General features: G+C 69.6%; 12 protein-coding genes. All 12 read right to left on the minus strand.

The features are described 5' to 3' along the window. Positions 1 to 107: 107 nt before the first annotated feature. On the minus strand, positions 108 to 1,307 hold the full coding sequence (locus tag A4W93_RS21350) for a glycosyltransferase family 4 protein (RefSeq protein WP_085752522.1): 1,200 nt from the start codon (positions 1,305 to 1,307) through the stop codon (positions 108 to 110). Then, the gene (locus A4W93_RS21355; RefSeq protein ID WP_085752523.1) at positions 1,294 to 2,256 is read right to left on the minus strand and encodes an alpha/beta fold hydrolase; all 963 of its coding nucleotides are present in this window, start codon (positions 2,254 to 2,256) and stop codon (positions 1,294 to 1,296) included. The genes A4W93_RS21350 and A4W93_RS21355 overlap by 14 nt, the downstream gene beginning before the upstream one ends. Beyond that, a complete protein-coding gene (locus A4W93_RS21360; RefSeq protein ID WP_169726576.1) occupies positions 2,253 to 3,149 on the minus strand; it encodes an alpha/beta fold hydrolase in 897 nt (298 codons plus the stop codon). The genes A4W93_RS21355 and A4W93_RS21360 overlap by 4 nt, the downstream gene beginning before the upstream one ends. Before the next feature lie 83 nt (positions 3,150 to 3,232). After that, positions 3,233 to 4,333, minus strand: a complete 1,101-nt coding sequence (locus tag A4W93_RS21365) for an acyltransferase family protein (protein WP_085752525.1) — start codon at positions 4,331 to 4,333, stop codon at positions 3,233 to 3,235. Position 4,334: 1 nt separating this feature from the next. Beyond that, a complete protein-coding gene (locus A4W93_RS21370) occupies positions 4,335 to 5,627 on the minus strand; it encodes a hypothetical protein (RefSeq protein ID WP_157131727.1) in 1,293 nt (430 codons plus the stop codon). Then, positions 5,624 to 6,397, minus strand: coding sequence for a YdcF family protein (locus A4W93_RS21375; protein ID WP_085752527.1), 774 nt, complete (start codon positions 6,395 to 6,397; stop codon positions 5,624 to 5,626). The genes A4W93_RS21370 and A4W93_RS21375 overlap by 4 nt, the downstream gene beginning before the upstream one ends. Before the next feature lie 23 nt (positions 6,398 to 6,420). Next, the gene (locus A4W93_RS21380; protein ID WP_085752528.1) at positions 6,421 to 7,548 is read right to left on the minus strand and encodes a glycosyltransferase; all 1,128 of its coding nucleotides are present in this window, start codon (positions 7,546 to 7,548) and stop codon (positions 6,421 to 6,423) included. Beyond that, the gene (locus A4W93_RS21385) at positions 7,545 to 8,408 is read right to left on the minus strand and encodes a polysaccharide deacetylase family protein (protein ID WP_237357594.1); all 864 of its coding nucleotides are present in this window, start codon (positions 8,406 to 8,408) and stop codon (positions 7,545 to 7,547) included. Before A4W93_RS21385 ends, A4W93_RS21380 begins: the two co-directional genes overlap by 4 nt. 48 nt (positions 8,409 to 8,456) lie before the next feature. Then, positions 8,457 to 9,989 (minus strand): O-antigen ligase family protein, encoded by a 1,533-nt coding sequence (locus A4W93_RS21390; protein ID WP_085752529.1) that lies wholly within the window; start codon positions 9,987 to 9,989, stop codon positions 8,457 to 8,459. Next, entirely contained in the window at positions 9,970 to 10,758 is a 789-nt protein-coding gene (locus A4W93_RS21395; protein ID WP_085752530.1) for a polysaccharide deacetylase family protein, read from the minus strand. The genes A4W93_RS21390 and A4W93_RS21395 overlap by 20 nt, the downstream gene beginning before the upstream one ends. Then, positions 10,755 to 11,879, minus strand: coding sequence for a glycosyltransferase family 2 protein (locus A4W93_RS21400; protein WP_085752531.1), 1,125 nt, complete (start codon positions 11,877 to 11,879; stop codon positions 10,755 to 10,757). The genes A4W93_RS21395 and A4W93_RS21400 overlap by 4 nt, the downstream gene beginning before the upstream one ends. Positions 11,880 to 12,142: 263 nt before the next feature. Then, positions 12,143 to 13,612, minus strand: a complete 1,470-nt coding sequence (locus A4W93_RS21405; RefSeq protein ID WP_085752532.1) for an oligosaccharide flippase family protein — start codon at positions 13,610 to 13,612, stop codon at positions 12,143 to 12,145. Positions 13,613 to 13,640 lie beyond the last annotated feature (28 nt).

Consider the following 13,640-nt stretch of genomic DNA (forward strand, 5'->3'; position numbering starts at 1 on the left):
CAGGGGGTTGTGAGGACGAAATCGGGACGATTTACGTCACCCTGAGGCGCTCCCCGCGGTCAGACCGGGAGGAGGCCTGGGCGGGCCCGGACGAGCCCGCCGAGGTGTCAGGCCGCGACGCGGCCTTCGTCGTAGATGGCGATCAGCTCGCCGATGACGGCGTCGAGGCCGTAGCGCTCGGTGACCCGGGCGCGGGAGCGCAGGCCCATGCGGCGGGCGCGTTCGGGGTCCTTCAGCAGCGCAACCAGGGCGCGGGCGAACGCGGGGGCATCACCCGACGGCACCAGCAGGCCGTTGTCGTCGTCGAAGACCAGGTCGACGTTGCCGCTGATCTGGGTGGCGACCACCGGCAGGCCCGAGGCCATGGCCTCGAGCACCGAGTTGGGCATGCCTTCCTGGAACGACGGCTGCGCGTAGATGCAGCCGCGGGCGTGCACCGCCGGCACGTCGTCGACGGCGCCGAGGAACTCGATGCTGTCGGCGATGCCCAGTTCGGCCACGCGGGCCAGCATGGCGTCGCCCTCGGGGCCGTCGCCCGCGATCAGCAGGCGCGCCGGCACCTCGCGCACGACCTCGGCCCACGCGTCGAGCAGCACGTACACGCCCTTGACCGTGCGCAGCCGGCCCACGTACACCACGCAGGGCACGTCGGACACCGGGTCGCTGGAACGGCGGAACCGGTCGGTGTCGACCGCGTTCGGGATCATCTTGAGCATGCGGTCGGGGTACCCCGCCTGGCGCACCATGTCGCGGGTGAACTCGCTGATGCACTGCACGTAATCGACGCGCTTGACGCCCCAGTTCAGCGCCCGGATGAAGGGCTTGCGCTGGATGGTGGGGTCGAGCAGGCCGCCTTCGAATTCCCAGGCGCCGGTCACCTTGATGGCGATGGGCATGGCCAGCAGCGGCCGCACCATGCCCGCCACCGCGGCGAGGATGTGGACCGTGTGGATGTGCATGGCATCGAACGAGCGCCGGTGCCGCAGCAGCCACACGGCAAAGCTGGCGCACAGCAGCAGCGAGCCGAACTTCTTGATGTGCGGGTAGCGCAGGCGCTCGACCGGCGTGCCGTCGACGATCTCGAACGGCAGGTCGTCCGGGCGCAGCAGCGGGCACACGATGTGCACCTGGTGGCCGCGTTCGCGGAAGGCCTTGGCGAGCAGTTCGACCTGGCGCTCGGCGCCGCCCATCGCGGGATAGACGCTGTCGACCACCAGCAGGATGCGGCGGGACGGGCCGCGGGCGTCCGCGGCGGCGACCGTCTCGAGGGCCCCGGGCAGGGCCGCGGCGTTCTTACTGGGCGTCATGCGACGCCTCCTGGGTGCGTGTCATCGGGGCCATCAGGGGAAAACGGGTGTTCATCCAGTGCTCGAGCAGTTCGCCCGCCTGGACCTTGGACGATTCGAAGTGGAATTCATGACTGCCATGCGGCACCAGTTCGATGGCATAGCTGCCTCCGGCCATCGAGCCGGACAGCTCCCGGGCGAGGAAGGTGCTTTCGAACTCGATCCAGCGATTGTCCGATGAACCGAAGATCATGAGGTGGGGAATCCGCGCCGCTTCGAGGGTGCGGAAGCTGCCGATGAAACGGGGATTTTCGTCGGGAAGGAACGATTGGGGGCTCGGGACCACGGCGCGATTGTGTGCAAAAGCACCGCGGAGGTTGCGCCCGATGCCGCGGAAGTCGCTTTCGCCGCGCAACACGCGGCCCCACGCCTCGGTGGAGATCAGCTTGCGCACGTAGTTGCCCACGCGCCGGCGGGCCACCCGCGCCTGCGGCACGGCCCCCGATTCGACCGGCAGGAACGGCACCACGGGCAGCCCCATGGAGATCACACCCTGCACCGCATCGGTGGCCGCGCCCGCGGCCAGCACCGCGCTGATGGCGCCGCCGCACAGGCCGGCCACCACGACGTGGCGGGCGCCCGACTGCTCGCGCAGGGCGTCCACCGCGAGGCGGATGTCACCGATGTAGAGGCCCGCCTCGATCTGGCCGGCGATGTCCTCGGCACGCGCGGCCGAGAGGTGGCCGTCGCTTTCACCCAGGCCGGCCGGGTCGAAGCGCAGGGTGGCGTAGCCCAGGTCGTTCAGGCGCCGCGCGAACCGCACGTTGAGCCGGTGCGAGCCCGCCCGGTACTTGAGCCCGGACGGCAGGAACAGCACCGCGGTGTCGGCCGGGCCCGTGGGCAGGCCCAGCATGCCGCGGCGAACGAGCCGGTCGGAGCCCGTGATCTCGACGGGACGCTCGGAGATCATGCGCCCTCCCCCTGCCGGCCCGCATCGCGGCCGGCCACCTGCAGCACCAGCGCAGACAGGTCGGCCGTGAGTTCCCAGTATCGCCCCGCCTGGTCCCAGAACGTGACCGGCGGGCCCGCATGCAGGTGCACCCGAGGCAGGCCGTGCAGGTCGGCGAGCGCCGCCGACACGTCGCGGCCCGCGGTGCGCGCGAGGTGGATCACGTCCGTCTCGCCCCGGAAGTCGGCCAGCAGCGGCCGCAGCCGCGCGCCCGACAGCGACGACGCCAGTGCCTGGCCGACGTCGTGCCCCAGCACGCTGACGAACTGCCCGCGCTGCAACTGCTCCTTCAACACGGCCCGCGGCTCGCTGACCTTGTTGAAACAGGCGAGCTGGGTGGTCAGGTGAGCCCGCAGGCATTCGTCGAAGTGTTTCGCCCCGTCGAGCACCGGGGCGAGCAGCAGCAGCCGGTGCACAGGCAGCGGCCCGCGCAGCGCGGCCTCGGCCGCGACCAGGGCGCCGGCCCGCTGCGCCAGCAGGTTGATGCGAACCTCCGGCCCGAAACGCCGGCGGACCCATTCGATGGCGGACACCACGTCGTCGGTCCAGTCGGCGAGGCCGAGCCGGCGGGCGTCGCCTTCGCTTTCGCCCTGCCCTTCGTAGTCGAAGCGGAGGACGGTGGCGCCGTCGCGGGCGAAGGCCTCCGCGAGCTGCACGGTGGGGCGCAGCGCGAACGTGGCTTCCTCCAGCAGCGCGGGACAGAAGATCCAGACCTCGGCGGGATCGGGATGTTCGCCGTGCAGGGCGTGGTACAGGGACCGGCCGCGACGGTTCTCGAAGAAGCCGCGGAGCATGGGCGCGAGGCGCGCGGCACGCAGGACGGGGGTGATGGCGGGGGGGGCGTCGAGGGTCACGGCGGTTCTGGGTGGGAATCTGGGCCCCGTCGCCCAACTGGCCGAACGGTGAGTCTCCATGGTGGAGAAACCCGGGGCCGGTGTCATCCCTCCGAACGGGGGTTCGGGGCCGTTGCGGAACGCCGCTTGCTCCAGCGCCCCCGGATCCACGCCATCGCGGGCCGCTCGATCCACCGGCTGATGGCGGCGGCGAGGCTCAGCGTGACGACGATGGCCACCACCACCGCCAGCAGCGGCGGCGCGCCGTGGCGAAGCGCGGTGTCGATGACGGCGTAGCCGATGTTCTGGTGCACCAGGTACAGCGTGTACGAGATGCTGCCCAGCCACACGAGCGGGCCGAACCGCAGCCAGGTGAGGCGGCGTGTCGCGAACAGCGCGAACACCGCCGCCGTGACGGCGCAAGCCGCGGCGCCGCCCGGCCCGTGCCACAGGCCCGCGCACAGCACGGCCCCGGCGACCAGCAGCACGTCGAGGGCATCGACCGTGCGGCGCTGCATCGCGTCGTAGGTGACGAGGCCCACCGAGAACAGCGCGGCGTACGGCAGCAGCAGCAGCTTGCTCGGGAGGTACGGCGCGTCCCGCCCGAGCAGCGCCGAGCCACCCGCGACCACCACCGAGACCCCCAGCCACAAGGCCACCCACAGCCGGACGCGCGAGAGCTGCCCCGTCAGGTACGCCCCGAACATCCACACGTAGAAGATCAGCTCGAGCTGCAGGCTCCAGTAGACGTGGTCGATGTGCTTCACGCCCAGCAGTTCCTGCCACATCGTGAAGTTCACGAGCAGCTGGCCCACGTGGACCTCGCGACCCGGCAGCGGCACGAGTGTCATCACGGTGAACGTCAGCAGCAGCGCCGCCCAGTAGGCCGGGTACAGGCGCGAGAACCGGGACACGAGGAAATGGCTGGCGGACCGCGTGCGCTGCAGCGTCATCAGGATCACGAAGCCGCTGATGCCGAAGAAGAGCTCGACGCCGTAGTGCCCGAAGCCCACATGGAACGGCAGCGGCGTCGGGAAGCCGTACACCTCGGCGTACCGCGCGGTGTAGTGGAACAGCATGACCGCGACGGCGGCCAGCCCCCGCAGCACGTCGAGTTCGCCGAAGTGTTCCGCGGGCCGGGCCGCGCGCACGGGGGCGGCCGACGAGGCCGGCGTCGCGAGGGTACGGACCGCGGGCGAGGACATCTCAGCGGTCCTTCTGGCGGCTGGGCAGTTCGATCACGTACGTGTCGACGTTGGGGCTGCCGTGCCAGTCCGAGCTGAACAGCATGCGGTCGCCCGAGGGGCTGATGACGACCTGCGGTTCGGCCCAGTACTTCTGCGGGCCCGCGCGGCCGCTCGAATGGTGGTGCGCCACGCGGCACACCACGCCCGTGTCGATGTTGGCGAGCGCGATCTCCTGGTCGAAGAGCTTCTCGCCCTGCAGCTTGCCCACCATCGAGACGGCCACCCAGCCCGGCGCGCGCCAGGCCACGGTGGACACGTGCGAGCCGGTGCGGGGATAGCCGTGGCCCTTGTCGGGGCCGATCACGACCTTCACCTCGCCGGTGTTGAGGTTCTCCACCACGATGTTGCCGAACGGCTTCACGTCGAACTGCGAGCTGACCTGCGCGTCGTTGCCGTTGGCGAGGGGCGCGAGCGTCGCGTGTTCGTCCCACTTGCCCTTCATGCGGCGCACGGGTGCCATGCCGCGGGTCAGGTCGATGATGTCGGACCCGCGCACCGCGAGCTTGCCCGACGGCGCCACCTGCAGCCCGCCACCGTTGCGGTCCTCGACCCAGTCGCCCGCCTTGCGCGTGGTCAGGTTGAACCACGTGGTGCGCGCGCCGCGGTCACCGCCGAGCGTGCAGCGCAGCCCGAGCGCGGTGCCGTTCCAGGCCATGTACTTCGGGTGCCCGAAACCGAGCTTGCCTTCGCGGGCGCACTCGGGGAAGTCGGCCAGCACCTCCTTGATGCCGGTGGACACGGTGTAGCGGATCAGCTGCGACGCGGCCTGGCCGCCCACGTGCGCGATGGACGGGTAGTAGAGAACGTCCGGGTCCTTGGCGTCCCAGTAGATGTGCTCCAGGTCCGACGGACTGATCTCGAGCACCTGCCGGAAGCGGTAGGTCTTCCCGTCGTACAGCAGATGCTGCGACGGCAGCCCCGACCCCGAGAGGCCGGCGGTCTGGTACAGGATCATCAGGCTCTCGTCGGCGTTCCAGGCCGCCACCGTGGGGTACATGGGCTTGCGCACACCGGTCTTGCCCGTCTCCATCTGCACGTCGGTGATGCGCACCACGCGCGTGTGGAAACGCGGATCCTGGAACGGCTGGCCCTTCTGCGGCCGCGGGTTGAGCGGCATCGGATGGTCGTTGAGGTCGGTGCTGACGCCCTGGCAGAGGTTCGGGCTCGCCGCCCACGCCACCTGCGAGAGCATGAGGCCGGTCACCAGCATGCCGCGCGCGAAACGCCGTCCGGCCGATGCTTTTCCTGTCATGGTGTCTTTCCCTTTCGAAGGCTGTAGACGGCGAGTCCGATGTATTCGTGGAGCGCCGCCTGCGCGCGGGCCAGCGTGCCGTTGCTCGGCACCCAGGAACGCCAGCTGTGGTCGGCGATCTGCCTGAACCCGATGGGCCAGGGCTTGAAGTTCATGCCGAGGCTCTCGGCGATGCCGAGGGCGCGGCGCATGTGCAGCGCGTTGGTCACGAGCCAGACGGGCCCGCGGTGGGCGCGCACGCGGTCGCGAAGCTGCGCCATCTCCTGCTGGGTGTTCATCGCGCCAGCGGACAGCTCGACGTCGGCGTCCGGCACCCCCAGCTCCCGTGCGAGGCGACCCGACGCACCCGCGAGCGAATCTTCCGCATCCCCCGGCGGGCCACCGGTGAACACCATGCGCCCGCCCGTCTGCCGCCAGAGCGAGACGCCACCGTGCACGCGCTCCCAGCCCATGACGTCGAAGCGCACCCGCGTGCGGCCGATGGGCGTGCGCATCTCGCCCGACGACAGCACGACGATGAGCGTCTCGGGGTCGGCCACCGGCGCGGCGATGTCGGCGCGGGTGGGGTCCCCCTCGAGCGACGACAGCATCGTGTCGGCGAACATGGGGATGGAGAACACGAAGGCCCACGCGAACAGCCCCGCCCACACGAACCGCCCGCGGCGCAGCCAGCTGCCCGCGGGCTGCCGGAACGACACGACGGCGAGCACCGCCAGCAGCACCAGCAGGTGCACGTGCGTGGGCAGGATCAGCTCGAGCGGATGGGACATGGAGGCGTGTCCTCAGCGAGCCATCAACGCGCGAAGGCGAGGTAGACCTTCTCGTCGCCATCGACCCACGAGTGGCGCGAGAACAGGCGTTCGACACGAGCCCGCGCCGCGTGGCCGAAACCTTCGTAGCGGCGGTCCTCGAGGATGCGGTTCATCGCCGCGGCGAGCGAGTCGACGTTGGCGGACTCGAACAGGTAGCCCGTCACGTCCTCCTCGACCACCTCGGGGCAGCCGCCGATGCGCGGCAGGATCACCGGCTTGCCGCCGGCCATCGCCTCGCGTGCCGCGAGCGGGAACGACTCGCGCGTGGACGACAGCACGAAGACGTCGAGCAGCGACAGGTAGCTCGGGATGTCGCGCTGCATGCCGGTGAAGATGATGCGGTCGGCCACGCCCGACTTCGCCACCTGCTGCTTCACGTCCTCGAGCAACGGGCCCTCGCCGATGATCATCAGGCGCGCGTCGGGGTTGCCGGCCGACACCTTCGCGAACGCGTCGACGAGGTAGTTGTGGCCCTTCTCTTCCGACAGGCGCGCGACGATGCCGAACACCTGGTGCTTGCCGGCGACGAGGCCGTACCGTTCCGCGAGCGGCTCGTTGCGCGGCTGCGGCACGAAGCGCGACGTGTCGACCCCGCTGTGGATCACCTCGGAGTTGGCGGCCTTCAGGCCGTGCACCATCAGGCGGTTGCGCTCGTAGTGCGATTCGAAGATCACGTGGTCGGCGCAGTTCTGCAGGATGCGCCCGCTCCACTTGAAGTTCTTGGGGTTGTGGATGTTGTGGATGGTGGTGACGATGGGCACGCGCTTGCCCGTGCCCTTCACCCGGTAGCCGAACGGCCACAGCCGCAGCGCGAAGAACGCGCTGATGGTGGACCGCACCGACTGCGGCGCCACGAGCTCGATGCCCTCCTCGCGGATCACGCGGCGCATCGCCGCGGCGGCCTTGAACAGGCCCGCGAAGCCCTTGAAGCCGAAGTCGATGTTGACGTGGATGGCGCCCTTGGCCTTCACCTCTTCGAGCAGCACGCCAGGCGTCGTGGCCACGTAGACCGTGTGGCCGCGCTTCGTGAGGTCGTCGGACAGGGTCAGCAGGTCGGACTGCACACCGCCGATGCCGAACGGTTCGGTCATGAGATAGAGGATTTTCATGCGGGACTCTTCCGGGAAGGCTGGCGGTTCGAGGCGGCGGCCTGCGCGAACTTGCGCTGGCGGCGCCAATGGAGCAAGGCGTGGACGGGGTCGTAGGCGCCCGACAGCTTCAGCGCCAGGTCGAACGGCGTGTCGGCATCGGTCATCTCGGTGCGGTGGAGCAGGTGCGGCGGCGTGTTGCGGTGGTTCGCGCCAGGCGCCACCGTGACGGCCGCGGTGTAGCCGGCGCGGGCCACGAGTTCGGCCTCGCGTGGTGTCACGTCGCCCGACGGGTAGCAGAAGTGCGGCACGTCCGCGGCAATCTGCTGCGCGATCAGCGTGCGGCTGTTCGACACCTCGGCCTCGGCCTCGGCGGCCGGCACGCGCGACAGGTACGGGTGCGAGACCGTGTGCGAGCCGATCGAGATGCCCGGCTGGCGCGCGAGGTGGCGCACCTCGTCCCACGTGAGGTGCAGGCGCTCGGCGTTCGCCGGGTAGCGCGGATGGCTCAGCGCCTGGTCGCAGAAGGCGCTGGTCACGAAGATCGTGGCCGGCACCTTGTGGTACAGCAGCACGGGCAGTGCGTGCGTGAGGTTGTCGAGGTAGCCGTCGTCGAACGTCACCACCACGTCGCCGCGCCGCGTGCGGCCGGCGGCCAGGTCGGCGAGCGCATCGGACAGCGAACGCACGCGGCAGTTCGCCGACAGCCACGCCATCTGCTGCTCGAACCGGTCGGGGTGCACGGTGAGCTGGTCACCGGCGAGGCCCGGGGCCACGCGGTGGTACATCAGGATGCGCAGGCCCGGGCGCACGCGTGACGCTGCCCAGCCCCACGGCAGGCACGCGAGCGACACGGCCCGCCGCAGCAGCGAATCAGCCATGGCGTCCCCCTCCCCGACGGCAGCCCGCAGCCGCCTCCCTCTTCAACTTCACGGCAATCTCCTCTTCTTCTTCGGCGGTTCGGCCGCCTTCTTCGCCGCCTCGTCGGCCCGCATCTCCACGGTCAGGTGCGACACCACCGCGAGCGTGAGCCACACGTAGGCCATCACGCTGAGGTCCCCGAGCCGCGAGCCGAACATGTTGACCACGAGCCCGCCCACGACGGTGCAACAGGCCCCCATGCCGATCGACTGTGCCATCCAGTCGGGCGAACGGCGCGCGAGCTGCAAGCCCAGCCACCCGAGGCGGAACATCACCATCAGCATCGCGAACAGCGCCGGGAGCCCCATCTGGCTCGCGACGAACAGGTACATGTTGTGGTTGTCGCTCTCGTGCACGTCGCTCTCGGTGTAGAAACCCTTGAGCACGGGGAACGATCCGAAGCCCCAGCCGAACACCGGCGACTCCTTGGTCATCTCGATGGCGGCGTTCCACAGGATCAGGCGGTGGGCCGAGCTGGTGTCGATCTTCGGGGTGGTGAAGTCGTCCTGCTCGGCGCTGAGTCCGAGGCGCGCCTGCATCGACTCGGGCACCACTTCCGGCACCGCCACCACGAGGCTGATCAGCGCGGCAGCGGAGCAGGCGAGGAAGATCTTGCCGCGCGCATACCCGAGCGCGGCCACGCCCGCGGCAAAACCGAGGTACGCGCCGCGCGAGAAGCTCGCGATCAGCAGGCGCAGCCACACCACCAGCACGATGAGCAGGGGCCAGGCCCGCCAGTTGGCGAGGTTGGTCACGAGCACGGCGATGAACGGCCCCACGGCGTACACGAGGAAGGCGCCAAACGAGTTGGGCTGGTTCTGCGGCCCGAGCAGGCGGGCCTTGTCGAGCGAGTTCACGTCGCGCTTCTCCAGCCACTCCTCGAAGCCCATCGCCATCACGAGCAGCGTGCCGAGCATCATGTAGACGGCGGTGCGCCGCGCCATCTTGCCGTCGCGGATCAGGTTGATGAAAACGAAGAAGACGAGGAACTGGTCCACCCAGGACTTGATCTCGCTGAAGCGGTCGGTGGCATGGGTGGCGCCGAGCGTGACCATCGACGTGATGACCGAAAGGATGCTCAGGAAGCACCACCAGCCCATCACGCCGGTGCCGGGCCGCGAGGCCATCATCGGCACGCCCTCCTCCTTGCGGCGCAGGATCAGCGCGCCGATGCCGAGGATCACCAGCATGTTCGTGGCGTTGATGCCGGGGATGATGGCCACCTTGATGATGGCCGAGAACGGCAGGTACACGCAGAAGAGGCCGACGAGCCACTCCGGGTCGTTCTGCTTCATGCGCTTGAGCAGGAAGCCGCCGTAGACCAGCGCGAAGAGGTACAGCACGAACGGCGGCGACTTGAAGCCGGTGACCGCGAAGATGACCTTGATGGCGATCAGCAGGCCCACCGGCCACAGCAGGAACACCAGTGCGTCGCGCAGGGCCTGGCCACCCCAGTCGGCGATGCCGAAGGCGGGGGGCGGCGGGGGTTCGGCGCCGGGGCGCCGGAACTTCAGCGCGGGATCAGCGAGCGAACTTCTCATACATCAGGTGGTACAGGCGGTTGCCCGCGGTGCGGCGGACAGCGGACTTGGCGGCGGCGATGGCCTGCGCCTTCCAGACGGCACGGCGCGAGCCGGCGGCGAAAGCCATGAACGTGGCATCGCCCGTGGTGGCGCGCACCGCGATGCGGGGCACCTCGGCGCCCGCGGGCACGGCGGCCCCGCCGAACACGCCCACCTCGGACGTGTGGAACACGGTGTAGCCCAGCTCGCGGCCCACGGCCAGCTGGTCGCGGCGGTAGCGGCCGCCGGGGAAGGAGATCTGCTCGACGGCGCGGCCCGTGCCCTGCTGGATGCGGTCGCGGGAATCGCGGAACTCGCCGGCGGCATCGGCCGGGGACATGTCGTCGAAGAAACGGTGCGTGCGGCCGTGCGAGCCGATCAGCATGCCCTGCCCGTCCATCTCGCGCAGCTGCTCCCACGAGCAGAAGTGGGCGCGGCCGCCGCCGATGAAGTCGCTGGTCACGAAGAACACCGCCTGCAGGCCGCGCTGCGCGAGGATGCGCGTGGCGTGGTGGTGGTTGCTGGCGTGGCCGTCGTCGAAGGTGAGCAGCACGCCGCGCGCGGGCAGCGGGCCGCCGAGGCGGCGCGGGTCCACGACCGTCAGGCCCTCGGCCTGGATCAGGTCGAGCTGGCGCTCGAACGCGGCGGTGGACACCGCATAGGGGCGGTCCGCCGGATCGATCGTCTGCTGCAGCTCGCGATCGTCGGCATACAGCCCGTGGTACATCAGCGTGACGAGACGGCTCATGTCTTTTCCCAGCGCACTTCGGCGCGACCCGCAATGTAGCGGTAGAGCCCGACCACGGCCGCAAGGTTCATTTCCACGAACACGGCCGAGAAGCTCACGAGGCGGCTGCGGCGCAGGCGGGGCAGCAGCATGCCGCCCGCGGCCATCAGGTAGAAGGCGACCTGCGCGACCGCCGCGGCGAAGTAGAACGGATGCAGCGCCAGCAGCAGGCTGGTGGCGAGCAGGATCACCATGGCGTACGGCGCCACGAGGCGGAACACCTTGTGCGACATGAACTGCAGCCACAGCGGGTTGTGCAACGGCGAGAACATCCACGGGTGGCGGGCCATCGCCTGGTAGTTGCCGGTGAGCGTGCGCACCTTGCGCTTGCGCTCGCCGTCCATCTCGGACTGCAGTTCGTCGAACAGCAGCGCCCCGCCCTCGAACAGCACGCGCTGGCCGGTGCGGGCGATGGCCATGGGCAGTTCGAAGTCGTCGAGGATGGCGTCTTCCGCGAGCGGCACGAAATCGGCCGTGCGGATCACGTAGATGGCGCCGGTGGCGCCCACCGTGGAGCGGAAGCGGCTCTCGGCCGCCCGGATCCACTTCTCATAGCGCCAGTAGAGGCCGATGTTCGCGGCGGTGCGGGTCTGCGGGTCGAGGTGCACCAGTTCACCGCTGACGGCGCCGATGCCCGGTTGCTGCAGCCGCGCGACCAGCAGCTTCAGCGCGTCGGGCTGCATCGCCTGGCGCACGTCGTTGAACAGCACCACCGGTGTGGTCACCACCTCGAGCGCCCGGTTCAGGCCATGGGGCTTGCCGTGGCGGCCGGGGAAATGCAGCACGCGCACGCCGGGATGGGCCGCGGCGGCCTCCTGGGTGCCGTCGGTGGAGCCGTCGGAGACCACCACGATGTGCAGGCGGTCCTGCGGGTAGTCGAGGGCGCGCAGGTTGGCGATCTTGCGGTCGATGCGGGCGCGCTCGTTGTAGGCGGCCATCACGACGGTGACCTCGGGCCATTCGGCAGGCGCCGGCGCAGGGGTTTCGGCCGGGCGCAAACGCGCCAGCACCGCCATCAGCAGTGGGTAGCCGAAGTACGTGTAGACCAGCAGGGCCGCGGCGCACCAGAACAGGAACGACATCTCGGGCAGCCCTTCAGCGAATGACGGAAACGTGGGCCTGCATGGTGAACTGCAACTCGCGCATCGGAAATCCTGGAAGTGTGGGACGCCCCTGCGGCAGCGCGGGCGCATTTTCGGTCACGGTCTTTCGGTCACGGACCGGGTCGGCTGAAGGGACAGCCGCGGGACGCGGAAACACCTCCCCGACGCCAGACCGCAGGTTAACCCACCCCCCCGGGGTCATGCACGTCCCCATTCGGGGGGGCGCGCCGCCCGGGCCGCCGTCAGGTGGCCAGGCGGCGCCGGCGCACCAGCGCCTGCACCTGCTGGCGGACCATCGGATCCAGCAGGACGACCAGGATGCCGAGGGACACGGCCCCGACGATCAAACGCAGCCCGATGCGCACGACGAGCCAGTCGGTGTGGATGCGGGTGGCGAGCCACCAGGCGATGAACCCGGCCACGACCATCTTCGCGAGGTGCCAGACCGGCAGCGCGGTGGACACCTCGCGCCGCCCCGTGACGAACATGCCCGACGACAGCAGCAGCATCGACACGCACGACGACATGGCCGAGCCGAGGATGCCGAACTCGGGCACCAGCAGGAAGTTCAGGCCGAGGTTGACCGCCGCCGCGACGATCATCAGCACCATGATGATCCACGACTGCTTGCGCAGGAAGATGCCGGCGCCCAGCAGCGGGTTCGCCCCTTCCAGCACCATCGCGAAGCTGACCCACGGGATCACGGTGGCCGCCTCGGCGAACTTGGCGGACGCGAGCAGCGTGATCAGGTCCTGCGCCACGGCCGACACGCCGAAACACATCGCCACGGCCGCGATCACGTAGAAGTGGAGCGACTTCTCGACGAACTCCTTCGTGGCGGCCTTGCCCTGGTCCACGTAGATCTTCGTGTACATCGGGATCACGGCCGTGCCGAACGACAGCACCAGCACCGACTTGACGTACTCGGTGAGGTTGTAGCCCGCCGAGTAGATGCCGAGCGCCTCGGGGCCCAGCTTCGACTGGATCACGTACCGGTCGCCCTGCAGCAGCAGCATGGCCGCCAGCTCCTGCGCCAGCATGGGCAGGCCGTAGGCCATCATCGTGAACAGCAGCGGGAACGAGAACAGGCGCGTGGAGATGCGCGTGCCCCGCAGGATGTAGACCATGAAGCCGATGGTGGTGAGCGTCTCGACCACGACGGTGGCGATGAAGAAGCCCTGGATGCCCGGCACGAGGTACAGCAGCACGCCCACCACGGCGGCCACCGTGAGGTACTTCTTGATGACGCCGTAGAGGCTGCCGGCCAGGCTGCGCTGCTGCGCGCGCACGATGTTCGCGATGCCGCTGTCGAACGTGCGCACGACGATCAGCACCGCGGTGAGGATCAGCAGCTCGCGCACCTGCGCGCCACCGATCCACCCGAGCGGCGCCCAGAATGCCGCACCCAGCCACACGGCGGTGGTGACGCCCGAGAACACCAGCAGGCTCAGCATGGTGGTGGACACGAACGTGTTCTCGCCCTGCGGGCCGTCGCTCACCGCCTCGGCGTGGAAACGCACGATGGCGTGCTGCACGCCGAGCTTGCCGAACACCACGGCGATGCTCAGCAGCGAGGCCATCAGCGTCATGAGGCCATAGTCGGCGACGCTGATGATGCGGGTGACGATCGGGAACGAGATCAGGCCCGCGAACATCGTGAGGATGTTCGCGATCGTGTAGTACGACGCGTGTTGGAACAGTTGACGCAGCATCGGGGCAGGCGGACAGGTTGGCGGGACG

The organism is Piscinibacter gummiphilus (genome assembly GCF_002116905.1).
In the GTDB taxonomy this organism is placed as follows: domain Bacteria; phylum Pseudomonadota; class Gammaproteobacteria; order Burkholderiales; family Burkholderiaceae_C; genus Rhizobacter; species Rhizobacter gummiphilus.